We start from the raw sequence: 18,067 nt of genomic DNA, 5'->3' as shown, positions 1-18,067 counted from the left end.
GCTAAATGCTGATTTTGTAGAAATTGTCAAGCACTTTATATTAAGATTTATTGTGGCGGCGCTTCCTAAATTAAAAGTATGTGCTAGGATATAACCCCTTATTAGCAAAGCCTTGAAATCAAAATTAAAATCAATCAGGAAAGTGGAGTCTACATCTGCCATGAACGTAAAAACATCAGCAAAAGTTAAAACTCAAGTTAACACTCTCGGAGACGCTGCATCTGGGGCGATTGAGAAATATTTCCGCAAAAGTGTAGAGCACGAGGCTGAAGTTCTCAAAGACCAAGACGCGGAAGAACTTCATCAAATGCGCGTGGGATTGAGACGTTTGCGATCGGCTGTGACTGGTTTTGCTCCGGTTTTAGATTGGCCAAAAGAGGCTTCTGAACGTAAAATTGGTAAGGTGGGGCGGATTCTGGGAACTCTCAGGGATTTGGATGTGATGCTCGAAAGTCTCCAAAACCGCTATTACCCGAATTTGCCGACTGACGAACAGGAAGTTTTGGATAAGGCTTTGTTGAATTTGCTCAAACAGCGCCACCGGGCTTTGAAAGGGGTGAGGGCGATTTTAGAACACAAAAGCTACGCATCGCTGAAGCAGTCGATCGAGGATTGGTTGGAAAAACCGAAGTTTCAGGCGATCGAACATTTGCCAATTGCTGAGGTTTTGCCAGATTTACTGTTACCTCAAGTCAGCGAGTTTTTCCTGCATCCGGCTTGGCTGCTGGGCACGGAATATGAAGATGGCCAAGTTAAAGTTGTTGATGATTTAAATGCTGAGGCTGTCGAAGAGAAGCTAGCAGCGGAAGGAACTATTCTGCACGATTTGCGGAAGCAAGCTAAGCGGGTTCGCTATTTGATGAATCTGTTTGGCGATTTTTACGGCGAGAGTTACGAAGTTTATGTCGAAGATGTGAAAGCTATTCAGGAATGTTTGGGCGATATTCAAGACAGTGAAGTTTTAGGGGAGTTTCTGACAGATTTTGTCGATCGCGATTTGAAAAAAGAGTTGCCGAAGTTGGCTGGTTTGTTGGCCGAAAATCGCTACGGGGCTTGGCAAAAATGGCAGATTTTGCAGCGCAGGTATTTGAAGTCGGAAATTCGTCAAGGTTTGCGATCGGTATTAATTCATCCTGCTGTTGAAGATGCTGCTAAAGTGGAAGCGTTGCAGAAATTATAACACGCAGATCCCCGATTTATAAAAGAAGTCGGGGATTTAAAGTGCGATCGCGCCTTGGTAAGGAAAATGACGACCGCTTTTGAGTATTAAGTAAAAGAAAGGGCGATCGCTTTTTTATTAATAGAAAATCACGACTGCAACCACTTCATAAACTTATTCGTCGCAGTACCAATAGACTCTCCGACTTGTTTCTTCAACCGCCACCGCCCAAACGCTTTTTCGTACTCTTCCCCTTCAGTTTGATACACATTCCAAGCATTCAGCGACAATCCCAAGCCCCACGTTAGTAAAATGAAAAGCGACCAAGAAAGCTCGTGCGCTGCTGCTAGATTAAATAAAACTAAAAAAGTATTGATTATCCCATACTTTGTCACATTTTTCTGCAATTTGCGACGACGGTAAGTGTTAAAAACCAGCTTTTCTTGAAATTCTCCTCTAGTTGCTAACCATTGTTGTTCCGCCGCCACAATATCCTGTTCGGAAATGCCCAATTCCGCTGCAATCTCGAAAAGCTGCACTCTGGATAATTCCCCTTCATCTTGTCGGCGTGCGATCGCAAGCTGTAAAATACCTTGAGCATCCTCTGAACCGTAAACTTGACTTATTTGAGTTTCATGAGTTGCCATAACGAGTTTCCGATAATTTCCGAAATTATTTCTATCATACATATAACCGCAGTTAAACCGCAGGTAGGAATAGGTGGCGGATTTCAACACCCTTTTAAGAACAGGCAAGATGCCTGTTCCACAACAGAGTTTACTTATTGTGGAACAGGCATCTTGCCTGTTCCCGATAGAGGTACAAAATACCAATAACTAACCCAAAGTATACATCCAGCCATCCCTGGCGCAAATCCTCACAATTCCGTCCCAAACTACAGGCGTCGCCTCAAATGACAAACCCGGCTTAAATCTCCCCGATTCTATTACTTTCAAACGGTAAAACTCCCCTTTAGCATTTTTCAAAGCATTCTTATCCCCCGACTTCGCTCGTTCCCAATTCAAATTGAACAAATAAACACCGTTGTATCCCGCACTGATCAGTTTATTGCCATCGGTAAAAATCGGAGTCGAAATTGAAGAACCAATCGCTTTTTTAAATACTATTACCGGAGTATCGTAAGACTGGTTTCGCCAAGGCACAGAAGTTTTTTCACCTGTAATCATATCTTGGGAACCGATGTATAAATTGCCGTCGATCGCATTTGTGGCAAACACCGCCGGAAACTCCCCTGGATTGTACTCATCATTCAACGCCACAGAGCCGATTATCCCGCCTTCCCAGCTAGAAAGGCGGCGATTCCCCGTCGGCAAAAACCATTCGACGCTGGCATTCGGTTCTTTGTTGGGATTCAGCTTCAGCACGCCGCCGTTGCCCTGAATGTATTGTTTTTCAATGGCACAAAACAGTTTTCCTGATTTGGAAATTACAGCACTTCCATCCAAATCTGAACCAGTATAGAAATCCCAAACTATCTTTTTAGTTTCAATGCTAATACCGTAAATATGACCGGAACCAGCAGCTATAAATATTCTATCTTTGAGCCTCGATGGCGATGACTCCGCTACCAAGTTGCCGCCGTGTTTGCTGATATCTGCTGCTGCATAAAGCTGTACTTCCGACAAGATATTTGGCTGCTTGATGCCTTGTTTGATTTTTACATTGCTTGTGGAACTATCGAGAAAATAGCCGATCGCATTTTCCCCCGCATTGAACAAAACTCCACCGCCGATGTCCAAAGCGCTGCTGTCATTATCCCGGCTGTAGCTGGGCGTTTTCCTGATGTCCAATTTCCAAAGTTCCTTGCCAGTTCTAAAAGATATTGCCCTAAAACTCGGCACGACACTTTTGCCACCCCCGCCACTGCGGCTGCCTTGCAAAATCACAATTCTATTTTCAGTGCTCGCTTTTTCATCGATATAAATCGTTGATGATCCTTTGATTATATCATCAAATTTATAGCGCCAAACTTCTTTATTGGTAGCAATATCTATTTTTCGCAAATTGTGGTCATAAGCCCCTATAATTAAATAAGTTTTTCCCCCGTCTCTGGTAATTGTCGGCTGTCCTGTCCAACCGGCACCGCTCCAAACTACAGACCGCCTTCCCAGAAAAGTCCGGCCGCTGCCGAGTGGAAATTTGTCGATTAAATTCAAGCTTTTCGGAACACCTCTGCCGTAGAAACGACGCTTGTCGTTACCTAAAAATGTCGGGACTAATAATTCTATTTCTGGGTCTGCTTTAGCCAGGAAATTGTCAAGATTAGTTTCTAATAAAGCTTGCTCCGAGGATGCAGTTTGGCTCAGTTTGATAACAGCAGGAGGAACAGCAGCGCTCAGCAAAAATTGTCCTAGCTGTTGATTGAAGGTTCTCCGAGATGATAAGCTCATTTTAGATCGAGATAATCAGCCTTAATATTAAAACATAATTATCAGCAACAACTCAACTAAAACATCTCGCGCTAAACTGCTAGAGGACTGACCGAAGCACAGGGGATTTAAGCCCCCACCTTTAGGTGGATTGTTTTTAGGCTGGGGCTTAAATCCCCTGCCTAAAAAATTCGCACTCCGAAGTCAACTGTCAACTGTCAACTGTTAAAAGCTTACCCAGCACGAGTAAAAGTATATTTGATTATGGTCAACCGTCTTGCTCAATCCCAAAGCCTTTACCTGCGGAAACACGCCGAAAATCCGATCGACTGGTGGCCCTGGTGCGACGAAGCCCTAGAAACGGCCAGAAGCGAAAATAAACCGATTTTCCTGTCAATTGGCTACTCTAGCTGCCACTGGTGTACGGTGATGGAAGGAGAAGCATTTTCCGATCGCGCGATCGCCCAATACATGAATTCGCACTTCCTACCGATAAAAGTCGATCGTGAAGAACGCCCGGATATCGACAGCATTTATATGCAAACCTTGCAAATGATGACCGGTCAAGGCGGTTGGCCCCTCAACGTTTTTCTGACTCCAGACGAGCGAGTTCCCTTCTACGGAGGCACTTATTTCCCCGTAGAACCCCGCTACGGACGGCCGGGATTTTTAGAAGTTTTGCAAGCAATTCGCCGCTTTTACGACACAGAAAAAGGCAAAGTAGAAGCCTTCAAAGCAGAGATTTTAGGCAACCTCCAACAGTCGGCAGCGCTGTCAGGAGTCACCGCAGAATTAAATCGCGAAATCTTCCAAAAAGGCTTAGAACTCAACACCGGAATTATTGCAGGCAGCAACCCCGGCCCCAGTTTTCCGATGATACCTTATGCGGAGCTAGCACTGCGGGGAACGCGATTTAATTTTGAATCAAAATACGACAGCAAACAAGTCTGCACTCAGCGCGGATTAGACTTAGCATTGGGCGGCATTTACGACCACGTAGGAGGCGGATTTCACCGCTACACCGTTGATGCAACTTGGACTGTGCCGCACTTTGAAAAAATGCTCTACGACAACGGTCAAATTGTTGAGTATTTAGCAAATTTGTGGAGCGCGGGAATACAGGAACCGGCTTTTGAAACTGCGATCGCGGGGACAGTAGAATGGTTGAAGCGAGAAATGATTGCGCCAACAGGCTATTTTTATGCTGCACAGGATGCTGACAGCTTTAACACTTCTGAAGAACTTGAACCGGAAGAAGGAGCATTTTATGTCTGGACTTATGCCGAACTGGAACAACTATTAACTGCTGAGGAATTGGCGGAAATTAAAGCACAGTTTACTGTTAATCGCAGCGGCAATTTTGAAGGCAAGAATGTATTGCAGCGCCGCCATCCAGGACAACTGAGCGACACGGTAGAATCGGCTTTGGCTAAACTCTTTAAAGTTCGCTACGGTGGCAATCCCGATACTGTAAAAACCTTTCCGCCAGCCCGGAACAATCAAGAAGCTAAAAACGAAAGTTGGCCGGGTAGAATTCCCGCAGTTACTGACACGAAAATGATTGCTGCTTGGAATAGCTTAATGATTTCTGGTTTGGCCCGCGCTGCAGCGGTTTTTGGAAATTTGGAATATCTGGAATTAGCTGTGACAACTGCTAATTTTATTTTAGATAATCAGTGGACGGATGGGCGGTTTCAGCGGTTGAATTATGACGGACAATCTGCTGTAACCGCGCAGTCGGAAGATTATGCTTTGTTTGTGAAAGCTTTGTTGGATTTGCACCAAGCGAGTTTGACTTTAGGCAACGGGGAAGAGGCAAAACAGTTGCCGAATTCTCAGTTTTGGTTGGAGAAAGCTGTGCAGGTGCAAGAAGAGTTTGATGAGTTTTTGTGGAGCGTGGAATTGGGAGGATATTACAATACTGCTAAGGATGCTAGCGGAGATTTGTTGGTGCGGGAACGCAGCTATATAGACAATGCAACTCCGGCGGCGAATGGAATTGCGATCGCCTCTTTGGTTCGTCTCGCACTGCTGGGGCAGAATTTGGAATATCTCGATCGCGCGGAGCAAGGTTTGCAAGCTTTCAGCAGTATTGTACAAGATGCTCCGCAAGCTTGTCCTAGTCTACTTTCGGCGATCGACTGGTATCAGCACTCTACCCTGATTCGCACGACTCCCGATCAAATTTCTGGCTTGATTTCGCAGTATTATCCGACTGCTGTCTGTCAGATTGAGGCGGATTTGCCTGAAGGTGTTATCGGGTTAGTTTGCGAGTGTTTGACTTGCAAGGAACCTGCGAAAAGTCAAGAGCGGCTGTTGGAAGAAATTTTGCAAAGTCAAACGCGAGTTTAGCACCAATACTGTCTATATTATTGAACCGCGAAGACACCAAGGACGCGAAGGAAGAAGGAGGAAGCAGAAGGAAGAAGTAGATTATCTTCTAGCGGGAAGGAATTACATCTTCAATCCGCTCCTCAATCTTCCAAAATCTCCACTAAGTCTTCCATTGTCACGTCGCTTGGACTTAGCTTTACTGCTTAGACGGCGATTGACCACGGTAGCGATAGTTAGACTTTGGACACTACCTAATCTTACTCTGTCCGCAGAATCTCAGTGGCTTCAGCCCGCTTGAGTGTCAAAAAATGCAAATACTTTCCGGCGGCACGGAAACTCGAACGCTGTCGCCGACTTGGTATCGCTGCAAGTCATCTCTGTGCAAATTTTGTCGGCGAAGGGCGATCGAACTTTTATCAGTCAACCGCACCGTATAGCGCGTGTCAGTGCCAATATAAATAGCCTCTTCTATGATTGCGGGCCAGCTATTTTCAGCGTCATAATTAGCCGGATAAATAGCAGCTTTTTCTGGCCGCAACACCAGGGTAACAACTTTCCCAGCGGGGATATCTTCGGCTGTTGCAACTAACACGGCTAACTGCTGGTCAACCAACACGATTATTTTACCGTTTTGCTTTTCTACTACTAGACCACTTAAAAAATTGCTGTCGCCAATAAAATCAGCAACAAACCGCGTTTTAGGATATTCATAAATATCAACAGGCGTGCCGACTTGTTGCAGTTTTCCTCCATCCATCACTGCAATTCTGTCCGACATTGTTAGCGCTTCTTCCTGATCGTGAGTCACATAAATAAACGTAATTCCCAATTTTCGCTGCATTTTTTTTAATTCTAATTGCATCTCTTTACGCAATTTTAAATCCAGCGCTCCTAGGGGTTCATCCAACAGCAAAACAGACGGCTGTTTGACTAATGCTCTTGCTAGTGCTACTCGCTGCTGCTGTCCCCCTGAGAGTTGGCGGGGATAGCGTTTTCCTACCTCGGTTAACTGTACTAATGCTAAGGCTTCAGCAACGCGATCGCGAATTGTTGTCTGAGGTAAATTCTCCATTTCCAACCCAAAAGCGGTATTTTGTGCTACTGTCATGTGCGGAAATAAAGCATAATTTTGAAATACCGTATTTACTGGGCGGTGAAACGGTGGGCGATTTTGCATCGGTTGGCCGTGAATGTAAATTTCGCCCGCTGTGGGAATTTCAAAACCCGCGATCATTCGCAAAGTTGTAGTTTTGCCGCAGCCGGAAGGGCCGAGTAAAGAAAAGAATTCTCGATCGTAAATTTGCAGGTTGATGTTATCTACAGCTAAGAAATCTTGACTGCGGACACTTTTAAATACTTTGGAAACGTCTAAAACTTCGACAGCGTGCATTGTGTTAGTATGTATGAGTGATAAAAATCTGAGTTCGAGTCCGGTTAAACTGATATCTTGCACCCTTCTCAATTACTTGTTTAGGAACGGGCAAGATGCCCGTTCCACAAAACTTAATTTTCTTGTGGAACGGGCATCTTGCCCGTTCTTAACGATGGTGCAACTCCAATGCACACTAAAAATTTAAGTGAAGCAGCCCCGGCAGAAACCTGTTTTATATCTACTTTCCAGCCCCTGCTTTAACTTCCGTCCAAGCTCGATCGTACAATGCAGTCGCTTTCCCGACATCCTCCAATAATTTCATTTTGCCAAAAACCTCAGCCGGCGGGTAAATTTGAGGATTATTCAAATCTTTCGGGTCGATCAAACCTTGATCAATTGCTGCTTTGTTGGGCGATCCGAAGTGGGTAAAATTGGAAATTTGGGCGCCTACTTCGGGCTGCAAAATAAAGTTAATAAATTTCTCCGCTAACTCTTTCTGGGGCGCACCTTTGGGAATGGTCATGTTGTCAGAAAAAATGATTGTTCCTTCTTTGGGAATAGCGTAACGGAGATTAGGATTTTCTGTCATCACTTGGAAAATATCACCGCTCCATTCCATTGTCAAATTTACTTCTCCTTGATCTAGCATATTTTGCCCGGTATCGGGGACAAAAGCTGCAATGATATTTTTACTTTTAATCAGCAAATCGCGGGCTTTGTTAATCTCTTCGGGATTGGTTGTATTTGGGTCAAATCCTAAATACATTAAAACTCCTGCAAATGTGTATCTGGCATCGTCTTGCCACGCGACTTTTCCGGTATATTTCGGGTCGAACATCGCCGCCCAACTGTTAATTTCTCCCTGGGTTGTTTTCACGTTGTAGCCAATTCCCATGGTTCCCCACTGGTAGGGCAGGGAATATTTATTTCCCGGGTCAAAAGCTTGATTGATAAACTTAGGTTCTAGGTTCTTTTGGTTGGGAATATTGTTTAAATTCAGCGGCTCAATTATATTTTCTGCGATCATGATTTTCACCATGTAATCGGCGGGAAATATTAAGTCGTAACCGGGGTTACCCTGTTTGAGTTTGGCATAGAGTGCGTCGCTGTTCTCGAAAGTGTCGTATTGAATTTTAACATTGTTCTCTTTCTCGAATTGGGCGATCGCTTCTGGGGCGATATAACTTGCATAATTGTAAATGCTGAGGACTTGCTGCTGGTTGCCACCTGTGGGGCTACAGCCGAAAGCCAACGTTGCACTCATCACGAACAAAAGTAGGAAAGTCAGCAGGCGTTTCATAGGTTTTGTTAGTTGCAGACGACATTAATTATGACACAAAAAGCTATTTTTTTAACTTTTATGAACTCTTAGCGATGATACAACCAGCAACAAGGAAGCCAACAACATCAAAGTTGAAATGGCATTAATTGCTGGCGTCACTGCAAATTTTATCATGCCGTAAACAAATAGCGGCAGCGTCATGGAACCGACGCCGGTGGTAAAGAATGTCACGACAAAATCGTCCAGCGACAGAGTAAAAGCCAGCAGTGCCGCGCTGAAAATAGCGGGCCAAATTAGAGGGAGAGTGATGCGCCAAAAAGTCCGCCATTCGTTAGCACCTAAGTCAAAAGCTGCTTGTTCTAATTGAGGATCGAGTTCCGCCAAACGCGCCCTGACAGTAATAGTCACAAAGGAAATATTAAAGACAACATGACCGATAATTACGGTAGGTAAGCCGAGATTGAGGCGAATTCCCGTGAGATTTTCTACGATCCGAAATACTAGGGTAAAGAAAACTAGCAGCGAAATGCCGATCGTAATTTCGGGCATAATAATGGGCAAAAACAGTAAAGCTTCTACAGCTTTGCGCCCCGGAAAATGAAAGCGTTCCAGTGCTAGCGCGATCATTGTACCAAAAATGCTTGCTAGCACAGTCGAAATAGCTGCAATTAGCAAGCTGTTGTTGAGTGCTGTCCAGATTCCGGCACTGCTACTCGTAGCAATCGTCGCGCCTGCATTGCTAAACAAACTGCGGTACCAATCGAGGGTAAAGCCGCGCCAAACGGCATTGAATCTGGAGGCGTTAAAGGAGTAAATAATTAAGATGAGAATTGGCAAGTAGAGAAAGGCAAATGCTAGTACAGCTTGTACCCAAAGCCACTTTTTGCCGATCGCCCGCACGAGTAAATCGAGTTTAGTCATTAGTCAAAAATAGGTTAGCCTGTAGGGGCGGGTTTTACCAACAATCATCGCCTCAAGCCAATAATCTCATAAACCCGCCCCCACCCAACTGTAAATCTCAATATACCTGTTTAAGTTTCGTCAGACACGCGGAAGTAAATTAACACCGGAATCAATATGATGACCGTCAACAGCATAGAAAGCGCCGAGCCAAAAGGCCAGTCGCGAGCTTTCATAAACTGATTTTGAATCAAATTTCCCACCATAACTGTTTTAGAACCCCCCAATATATCCGGTGTGATGAAAGCGCCGACGGCGGGAACAAAAACTAAAATAGAGCCTGCAACAATACCGCGAGTTGTTAAGGGTAAAAATACGCGCCAGAAAGTGCGGATATCATTAGCCCCTAAATCGTGAGCGGCTTCTACTAATACAAAATTGAAGCGTTCTATGCTAGAATATAAAGGCAGAACCATGAAAGGTAAATAGCCGTAAATAAGACCGATCGCCACAGCGAAAGGCGTAAAAAGCAAGTTTAACGGTTCGCTAATAATTTGCAGGCTTTGCAAGGCTGTGTTAACTACTCCTTCGCTACGCAGCAGTATGATCCAGGCGTAGGTTCTCACTAAAAAATTAGTCCAAAATGGAATAATTACCAGCAAAAGCAAAGCATTTCGCCAGCGAGGAGAACGGGTGGCGATGAAGAATGCTAGGGGATAGCCAACTAACAAGCAAGTGGCTGTTGTTAGAAAAGCCAGCCAGAGCGATCGCCCAATTACTCCTAAGAAAAGTCCACTGAACAAACGCTGGTAGTTGCTGAGAGTAAATATCCAAGTAACGCCACCGTATGTACCGCGTTCTAAAAAACTGTACAAAAGTACAATTAGCACGGGCAAAATGAAGAAAACCATCAGCCATGCCGTAGCGGGAAATAATAGTAGCAACAGGTTAGTCTGCTGGCGGTTTTTGACACTCATTATTCACTCAAGCGAAAGTTAGCACATAATGCAACACATTTTATATCAAATCCGCATTTTATGAATTATGTCATCATTAATAAATTATCAAGAGGTACGCAATGTCAGGAGAATCGTCAACCCCCAAAATAGTCATCGTCGGTGCGGGATGGGCCGGTTTAGGCGCTACCTATCACCTAGCCCAGCAAGGCTATGATGTCACCCTCCTAGAAGCTGGCCCCTATCCGGGAGGCTTAGTTGCAGGGTGGAAAACCGCCGGCGGGCGTTCCGTAGAAGCAGGCATTCATGGCTTCTGGTATCCCTACAAAAACATCTTTTCCTTAGTCAAGGAATTAGGACTCGATCCCTTCACGCCTTGGACTCGTTCTTGTCAGTATTCACCGGCCGGATTGGAAGTAGAATCGCCGATTTTTCAGGACGAACCGATCCTTCCCACACCGTTAGGAACCTTTCTTTATACCCGATTTAAAAGGCTGCCATTAGTCGATCGGCTTTCAGCCTTGCCCTTACTCTACGCCGTCCTAGATTTCGACAATTCCGACGAAGCTTGGCGCAGGTACGATCGCGTCACAGCCCGCGAACTATTCAAACAGTTTGGCGTTTCTGCAAGACTGTACCGCGATGCTTTTGAACCGATGTTATTAGTAGGTTTATTTGCACCAGGAGAACAATGTTCTGCCGCCGCAGCTTTGGGAATGCTTTATTATTTCATATTAGCACACCAACCAGATTTTGATGTAGTTTGGTGTCGCGGAACTGTCGGAGAAAAAATCTTTCGCCCCTGGGTTGAGCGCCTGGAAAAAATCGGTGCAAAAGTATTGACAAAGCAGCGAGTTACTGATTTAATAGTTGACAGCAACAACCGAGCAACAGGCGTTGTTTGCGGCGAAGAAACCTTCGAGGCAGATGCAGTTATTTTTGCAGTTGGCGTCACGGGAATGCAAAAAATTATCAGCAGCAGCCCAGCTTTGCAAAGTCGCCAAGAGTTTCGGGATGTGATGAATTTGGGTGCCGTTGACGTGTTAGCTGTTCGCCTGTGGTTTGACAAAAGAATTGACATTCCGCTGCCTTCTAATGCCTGTTTTGGGTTTAGTTCGACTACGGGATGGACGTTTTTTGATTTGAATGCTTTGCACGACGAATTCCGCGACGAACCGGGAACAGTTGTCGAAGCTGATTTTTATCACGCAAATCAATTAATCCCCCTCAAAGATGAGGAAATTGTTTCTCTAGTTCAGCGGGATTTAGCCACTTGCATTCCGGCTTTTCGGGATGCCAAAGTAATTGACAGCAGCGCGATTCGGCTGTCGCGGGCTGTGACGCATTTTGCCCCTGGCAGCTATCAATATTTGTTGCCTGCGGTAACAAGTTATGATAATGTATTGATGAGCGGCGATTGGGTTGTGACTCGCCACGGTTCTTGGTCGCAGGAAAAAGCTTATGTTACTGGTTTGGAAGCGGCAAATTTGGTAATTTCGCGTTTCAGAATTGGGAACAAAGCGGCAATTATTCCCGTGGAAGCTGACGAACCGCACATTCAAATCGGGAGAAAGATTAATCAGTTTACTCGCAGTTTGACTAAAACATTCATTCCCGATTTTTGGCTGCCCTAAGCAGAAGCAAGAAGGAAGAAGGAAGAGGGAATTTCTTGTTTTAAGTGGTAAGGTGTGCATTGCACACCTACCTATAGACTAATAACCAATGACGAATTACTGATGATACTATCTTCAAAAAAGAATACGATTTTAGACAAGCCCCAAACCCGAATCTTCATCAGTCATAGCCAATCTAAAATCTAAAATCTAAAATCTAAAATGGCATGACTATCGCCAATAAGGCCGGCCCTTCCAAAAAACTCCCACCGTAACTCCGATTAGTGCAGCTTCCGATAAACTTGCTAATAAAGGAGGTATGGGTAGGAATGACTTTAAGACCAAACCCAAGAGCACGCACAAAACTAAAACCCACAAACTAATTCGGTTGAGCAAAAATTGTTGTTGCCAATACTCTAAAAAGTAGACTGCTAAAGCTCCCATTCCCACAGCAGCAGCAAAAGGTATCAATATTCCCAGCGAGGGACCTCCGAGAAGCGTAAAGACCTTCCGGAATACTTCCGACTGAATCAAGCCCCACACTAAAAATAACTCCAATCCAACCACGATGCAGTTGACTAGGGCGGAAATTTGCAGCATTTCTCGCCAAGGTAAAAGTTTTAAGCGCCGCAGAAAATTGTTCACGATCGGCAGATTAAGTAGGTTGCTTTGATTTTATAACAGTTTTGCGCTGGCGATCGACCTTTGAGGTCAGTTTGTAAAGTAAAATAAACATAGAGGGCAGTCTCTTGACAAATTAACCCAGAGCATCTGCCTGCTAGTTGTTGGAACCGTGAAAGGAAAAAAGTTATGGTGGAGAACACTGTCGATTGTGCTGTAGCTTGCGTCAATGGCTGCGTTCTGGGCGACAAGTGCCCGAAGCGGGAATACGCAGAAGCAACGTCCAACTTTATTGAAAATACTTCTCTGGATAAAATGCTAGAAATAGCAGAGGAAGCGGTGAGAAGGAAACGGACGGAACCCCCCAAATGGATAATCCCTGATTTTCCCGAATAGCATTAGCCTCCGAATTAAAAAGCGATCGCCATGTTCAAACGGGCGATCGCTTTTTGTATTCCCTATGAAATAGCTGAGCCGAATCAATATATTTCCTGGGATAGAAGCTAAAAGCTTAAATAGCAATTATAATTACAGTTACTTATAGCCATTTCCAATTACTAAAAACAATTCATTTAAAGCCAAATTCGGACATTTTTAATTTAATTTAGTTCAAAAACAAACAGGAGCAAGTATCGTGGCACAGCAAAAGAAACCCAACGCAAAAACAACAACAGAACGGGATAATTTGGGCGATTTGCCTCAAGAAATTACCGAATCTTACGGCACCGGCGTCATCGCTGAACCGGGATTGAACCAATATGAAATCACAACCTTGAACGATAGCAGTTCGGAATACGGTTCCAGCAGTTCCCAAGTCAGCGGTGGAGATGGCGATGCTGCGGCGGAACAAGAAAGTGCCACTGGCGAGCAATCGGTGGGCGGAACTGCGCCTACTCCTGACCTGGATATGGTTGACGAACTTGGAGCTGCTGCGGGCATAGAAATGGCGGACGGAGCTATTTTGCACACAACAGATATGCTTGAACATCGAGATGAAAGTCGGTGGGAATTAGACCCGAGTTCTGCGGAAGATTATCAGGAACGACCGGATTTATAGGTCTATTTGGTACAAAAAAATAGGTAGTATAATAGGAGCGGGTTGACCATTATCCATAGTTAATATCCCAAGTATTTGTAAACCCGCCTCTCATCACTTTTGCTCTCGCAACACATATCCAACTCCCCGAACAGTATGCAGCAGGCGTTTGGAGTTAGTTGCTTCTAATTTAATCCGTAACGCACGAATATACACTTCAATAATATTTGACTCGCCCATAAAATCGTAACCCCAGACTTTTTCTAGAATTCGATCGCGGGTAATGACTTGACGGGGATTTCGCAGCATAAATTCTAACAAATCAAACTCTTTGGCAGTGAGTTCAATTAGTTGACTGCCTCGATAAACTTCACGGGTTAAACCGTTCAAGATTAGGTCTTCAAATTGTAGCTGAGCCGGGTCATTTGGTTGAGTTCGGCGCAGACGTGCTTTCACCCTCGCTAGAAGTTCTTCCATACTGAAAGGCTTAGTCACATAATCATCGGCTCCAGCATTTAATCCAGTTACGCGATCGGGTACTTCATCCTTTGCTGTTAACATAATTATTGGTACTTGCACGCCAGTCGATCGCAACCTCAAACAGATATCTAATCCAGAGATACCCGGAAGCATCCAATCTAAAATCAATAAATCCGGTTCAGCCGTGCGGGCGAGGGTTAATCCATCCAATCCATTGGGGGCGACGGTGACATGATATCCTTCAAGACTAAGTTCAGATTCGATGAACTTTGCCAGTTTAGGGTCATCTTCAACAAGGAGAATGCGATCGCTCATAGCTGCGGATTCCAGACAGGTAAGGTGATAGTAAAAATACTACCTTCTCCCGGTTTAGATCGGAGCGTAATACGTCCTTCCATGCCTTCGATCAGGCTTTTGGCGATCGCCAATCCCAACCCTGTACCGTCCCTAGAGCGAGTCATAGACTCATCCACCCGGTAAAACCGCTCAAAAATCCGGTTTTGATGGGGGAGAGAAATACCAATTCCGCGATCGCCCACATGAATCATCACCTGTTGTTCCTTCTTTTCTAAGACTAACTCAACTGGTTGTTCGGGAGCAGAATACTTGATTGCATTATCAACTAAGTTAATTAACACCTGTTGTAAACGATCCTGATCGGCACAGGCTACAACATCCTCATCATTTGACACCAAAATAATTTTTCGATTGCTAACTTTTTGACTCATCTCTGCTACCTCAGCCACCAGAGTATTCAGGATCACCGGATTCAAACGAAAGTGCAAGTTGCCACTATCAGCCCGTGCCAAATCCAGCAAATCTTCTAACATCCGAATCGTGCGTTCAGTTTCCCCAACCGCTGTTTCCAGTGCTTGCTGCTGATAATCACTTAAATTAGTGCTGCGGCGCAGCAAACTTTGTAAATAACCAACAACAACCGTCAGCGGAGTGCGTAATTCGTGGGAAACATTACCGACAAATTGGCGTTGTTGCTCCCAAGAACCCGACAATCGAAACAACATCTCATTAAAGGTTTGCGCTAGTCCTAAAATCTCATCAGGAGCCTGATGCAGTTGGAGTTTTGCCGCCTGCAAATTATCAGCAGACAAAGTGCTAGCTACCTGACTCATCTGTTCCAAAGGATGGAGAGCATGACGAATGCGACTGGCGATCGCCAACATTAACACTAAGATTACTAAAATACTGACAACAATTAGACTGCGAATCCCATCATTTAATTGACGTTGCTCATCAGTGATATCTTGAGAGAAATATACCGTACCCAGCAACTCATTTTTGATCCTCAGAGTTGTACTACATATCACCAAGTAGCGATCGTCCACCTGAACAAAAGTCGGCTCAGCAGGTACTTCCGTCAACGAGATCATCTTCGTAATTTTAGAAGATTGCATATCCATATCAGGTGAATTCACCAAAAGCATCCCATCCTTTCGCTTCACCCACACCATAATTCCTCCTGTAGAAGCTTTATGAACACTTCGAGTCAAGCCAATTTCTAGTGAACCCATTTCACTATAAAGTTCAACCTGTTCGGGAAAACGCATTCCAATATATTCCAGCGTTTGTTTGTGGGCACCAACTAGATTTTGCGACCTTTGCCAGCCAGCCCAAAATGCCACACTGCTAAGTCCTAAAATCGACAGCACTAGCAATTCTAGGGTCAATCGAAACTGAAGCGAAGAAGTGGAAATTCGCTTACCAGTGAGATGGTTGACGACAGCTCTAAATTGGGGAAATTGCTTCATTTTTTTTGTAAGTATTAGTGATAGTAATTAAGTATGAAAATTAGACAAATTCCAACTAGAGCAATCAAAAGCAGCAATTGTGGGATGGGCATCTTGCCCGTCCTCCAAAGGTGGGATGGGCATCTTGCCCGTCCTCCAAAGGTGGTTTATTTGGTATGAGTGAGTCCAGAAATGTAGATAAAAAGATCCATCAGAATGCTCGCTTAAAAGTTTTCCGCAGTGCCTTTAATCTGGTTAAACTCAAATCGTCGAGCATAATCTGCTTCACCATAAAGATTAAAACTAATTGTTGGTTCATCTCCGAGGGCTTCCACATGATGAATCGCATCAGGCATCAAGCACAAAACGTCACCAGGTGCAAGCAAAATATCGCCCACTGTTGTGATTTTATCGGGAAACTTGCGAGTTGGCGATCGCTGCCAAAAAGTATTTTTTTCCTGTCCACCAAGTAGCGCCACCAATCCCCAACTGGCATGATTATGAATCGGAGAAACTGCACCCGGAGCCCAAGCAACCAACTGCACCGTCAGAGGAAAAAATGGTTCATCATAAAGCGTTTGTACTGCCCAGCCTGTCTCAGAGTCAGGCTCAAGGAGAGCAATTTGAAGCCAGGAAGAACTATCTAACAATCTGCGGACAAGGGGACAAATTGCCTGGAGTCGTAAATAATCATCACTAATTCGCTCTAATACATCTTCCAAGTCAGTTAGAAAGCGGTAAAGTCGGTAGGGATGGGTAAAATCTTCAATTTGACTTGTAGTCTCACAAACATGGCACTGTCCATCATCAGTCACCAACCAGTCTTTTCCTGTCATAATTTCTCAACTCGCGGTTAAATTACTGCACTACTAAAAGATAGTCAGGGTTAATCTCCACTCTATAAGACATTCCTGGCAAGTAGATGATGCCTTCCTAATTCCCAGATGAATTTTTGCTGAAGAAACGGACATATAAAGCATTCATAGTTTTATCTCCCATCCATCTCTTCCTCATCTAGCACTCATGTTTTTGAGTGTTAATGTAAACAACCTCAAGTCTTGAGGACAACAAAAAGCCAGAAAAATTGCCAGAGAGCAAGAAGTCTCAAGCAAATATCTGGCATGGAACTATTAACAATTTATCTGGAAATTAGACACATGAAAGTAAAATACATTACCACCATCGCCATTGCCACCATTCTAGGTTTGGCAACAGCTAATGTTAGCTACGCCAACTTCAAGGCGGCCACAAACTCAAACTCTACAACCGTTTCATTCAAGATTGCAGAATCCAATCCTTGTGCTGGTAAAGCCAATCCTTGTGCTGGTAAAGCCAATCCTTGTGCTGGTAAAGCCAATCCTTGTGCTGGTAAAGCCAATCCTTGCGCTGGTAAAGCCAATCCTTGTGCTGGTAAAGCCAATCCTTGTGCTGGTAAAGCCAATCCTTGCGCCGGTAAAAGTAGCACAACAACCGTTCATCCTCAGTTTTACACCGAAAATGGTATGGCTCTTGATGGTCAGGATGTCGTAGCCTATTTCACCCAAAGCAAATTAGTTATGGGAGTTAGCCAATTTAAACATAATTGGGGTGGAACAACTTGGATGTTTGCTAGTGCAGCAAACCGTGATATGTTTGCTAAAAATCCTGAAAAGTATGCTCCTCAATACGGTGGATATTGCGCCCAGGGAACCAGTGAAGCGCATCTTGTTGTGAGCCAGCCTGACGCCTGGAAAATCGTTAATGGGAAGCTTTATCTCAACTACGACAAGAAAGTACAAGCACAGTGGATGGGGGATATCCCTGGTCACATTGCTTCAGGAAACAAAAATTGGCCTGCTATTCTGAATAATAAAGAACTGTTCCGCTAACCTCAAATTGATGCAGGAAATTAGTCGCTAACCGCCACTGACATTACCGCCAGCAGTTTTCATTTCCCTGAGAACAAGGTAATTGTAATTGCGTTATTGCGTAATTTAAAAAGCTGTACCTCACACAATTGACAACTGCTATATTTTCTGAGCGATCAACATATTCGGTGAGTTACCCTTAATAAAGCGTGTTGGTAGTCAGGACTTCAGTTTTCTCTATGCCGATGAACAATTATTATTAGTCCTGACTATCAACTTACTGTGGGTTAGATGGCCGGATATGATATGATGTATGGCAAAAACCAGGTTGA

The 18,067-nt window shown here is 44.3% G+C and carries 16 protein-coding genes; 6 read left to right on the top strand and 10 right to left on the bottom strand.

The window, feature by feature from the left end; translation table 11 throughout:
* The first annotated feature begins 160 nt into the window (after positions 1 to 160).
* Positions 161 to 1,180 carry a CHAD domain-containing protein gene (locus QUA58_RS09865; protein WP_333393860.1) on the top strand — a complete coding sequence of 340 codons (1,020 nt, stop codon included), beginning with the start codon at positions 161 to 163 and terminating at the stop codon, positions 1,178 to 1,180.
* A gap of 128 nt (positions 1,181 to 1,308) precedes the next feature.
* Here the strand turns inward: QUA58_RS09865 and QUA58_RS09860 are convergent, their stop codons facing one another.
* A complete protein-coding gene (locus tag QUA58_RS09860) occupies positions 1,309 to 1,806 on the bottom strand; it encodes a 2TM domain-containing protein (RefSeq protein ID WP_333250828.1) in 498 nt (165 codons plus the stop codon).
* 189 nt (positions 1,807 to 1,995) lie between these two features.
* Positions 1,996 to 3,570 (bottom strand): outer membrane protein assembly factor BamB family protein, encoded by a 1,575-nt coding sequence (locus tag QUA58_RS09855; RefSeq protein WP_333250826.1) that lies wholly within the window; start codon positions 3,568 to 3,570, stop codon positions 1,996 to 1,998.
* A 243-nt stretch (positions 3,571 to 3,813) separates the two neighbouring features.
* On the opposite strand from QUA58_RS09855, the gene QUA58_RS09850 reads away from it, so the two are divergent.
* A complete protein-coding gene (locus tag QUA58_RS09850; protein WP_333393858.1) occupies positions 3,814 to 5,901 on the top strand; it encodes a thioredoxin domain-containing protein in 2,088 nt (695 codons plus the stop codon).
* A gap of 283 nt (positions 5,902 to 6,184) precedes the next feature.
* On the opposite strand, the gene QUA58_RS09845 is transcribed toward QUA58_RS09850, so the two are convergent.
* The 4 genes from QUA58_RS09845 to QUA58_RS09830 form a co-directional block, all read right to left on the bottom strand.
* Complete coding sequence (locus tag QUA58_RS09845) at positions 6,185 to 7,273, bottom strand: ABC transporter ATP-binding protein (protein WP_333393857.1); 1,089 nt, start codon at positions 7,271 to 7,273, stop codon at positions 6,185 to 6,187.
* A gap of 220 nt (positions 7,274 to 7,493) precedes the next feature.
* Complete coding sequence (locus QUA58_RS09840) at positions 7,494 to 8,555, bottom strand: spermidine/putrescine ABC transporter substrate-binding protein (protein ID WP_333250820.1); 1,062 nt, start codon at positions 8,553 to 8,555, stop codon at positions 7,494 to 7,496.
* A gap of 51 nt (positions 8,556 to 8,606) precedes the next feature.
* The gene (locus tag QUA58_RS09835) at positions 8,607 to 9,458 is read right to left on the bottom strand and encodes an ABC transporter permease (RefSeq protein WP_333250818.1); all 852 of its coding nucleotides are present in this window, start codon (positions 9,456 to 9,458) and stop codon (positions 8,607 to 8,609) included.
* A gap of 110 nt (positions 9,459 to 9,568) precedes the next feature.
* Positions 9,569 to 10,414: an ABC transporter permease gene (locus QUA58_RS09830; RefSeq protein WP_333250816.1), complete on the bottom strand. Its 846-nt coding sequence runs from the start codon at positions 10,412 to 10,414 to the stop codon at positions 9,569 to 9,571.
* A gap of 101 nt (positions 10,415 to 10,515) precedes the next feature.
* On the opposite strand from QUA58_RS09830, the gene QUA58_RS09825 reads away from it, so the two are divergent.
* Complete coding sequence (locus QUA58_RS09825) at positions 10,516 to 12,027, top strand: FAD-dependent oxidoreductase (protein ID WP_333393855.1); 1,512 nt, start codon at positions 10,516 to 10,518, stop codon at positions 12,025 to 12,027.
* Positions 12,028 to 12,237: 210 nt separating this feature from the next.
* Here QUA58_RS09825 and QUA58_RS09820 read toward each other — a convergent pair whose 3' ends face one another.
* Entirely contained in the window at positions 12,238 to 12,651 is a 414-nt protein-coding gene (locus QUA58_RS09820) for a peptide chain release factor 1 (protein ID WP_333393853.1), read from the bottom strand.
* Positions 12,652 to 12,816: 165 nt separating this feature from the next.
* Here QUA58_RS09820 and QUA58_RS09815 point away from each other — a divergent pair, with 165 nt between their 5' ends.
* Both QUA58_RS09815 and QUA58_RS09810 read left to right on the top strand, forming a co-directional pair.
* Positions 12,817 to 13,023 (top strand): hypothetical protein, encoded by a 207-nt coding sequence (locus tag QUA58_RS09815; protein WP_190740439.1) that lies wholly within the window; start codon positions 12,817 to 12,819, stop codon positions 13,021 to 13,023.
* 238 nt (positions 13,024 to 13,261) lie between these two features.
* Positions 13,262 to 13,684: a DUF6335 family protein gene (locus QUA58_RS09810; RefSeq protein ID WP_333393852.1), complete on the top strand. Its 423-nt coding sequence runs from the start codon at positions 13,262 to 13,264 to the stop codon at positions 13,682 to 13,684.
* Positions 13,685 to 13,777: 93 nt separating this feature from the next.
* On the opposite strand, the gene QUA58_RS09805 is transcribed toward QUA58_RS09810, so the two are convergent.
* The 3 genes from QUA58_RS09805 to QUA58_RS09795 form a co-directional block, all read right to left on the bottom strand.
* The gene (locus QUA58_RS09805) at positions 13,778 to 14,458 is read right to left on the bottom strand and encodes a response regulator transcription factor (protein WP_333250808.1); all 681 of its coding nucleotides are present in this window, start codon (positions 14,456 to 14,458) and stop codon (positions 13,778 to 13,780) included.
* Entirely contained in the window at positions 14,455 to 15,909 is a 1,455-nt protein-coding gene (locus QUA58_RS09800) for an ATP-binding protein (RefSeq protein WP_333393851.1), read from the bottom strand. Before QUA58_RS09800 ends, QUA58_RS09805 begins: the two co-directional genes overlap by 4 nt.
* A gap of 203 nt (positions 15,910 to 16,112) precedes the next feature.
* Positions 16,113 to 16,724: a cupin gene (locus QUA58_RS09795; RefSeq protein ID WP_333250804.1), complete on the bottom strand. Its 612-nt coding sequence runs from the start codon at positions 16,722 to 16,724 to the stop codon at positions 16,113 to 16,115.
* 285 nt (positions 16,725 to 17,009) lie between these two features.
* Here QUA58_RS09795 and QUA58_RS09790 point away from each other — a divergent pair, with 285 nt between their 5' ends.
* Entirely contained in the window at positions 17,010 to 17,756 is a 747-nt protein-coding gene (locus QUA58_RS09790; protein WP_333250802.1) for a YHS domain-containing (seleno)protein, read from the top strand.
* Positions 17,757 to 18,067: the final 311 nt, after the last annotated feature.

It is taken from the genome of Microcoleus sp. N9_A1, from assembly GCF_036701795.1.
In the GTDB taxonomy this organism is placed as follows: Bacteria; Cyanobacteriota; Cyanobacteriia; order Cyanobacteriales; family Microcoleaceae; genus Microcoleus.
Note: the sequence above shows the minus strand (reverse complement) of the source record. Positions and strands in the feature narration are given on the sequence as shown.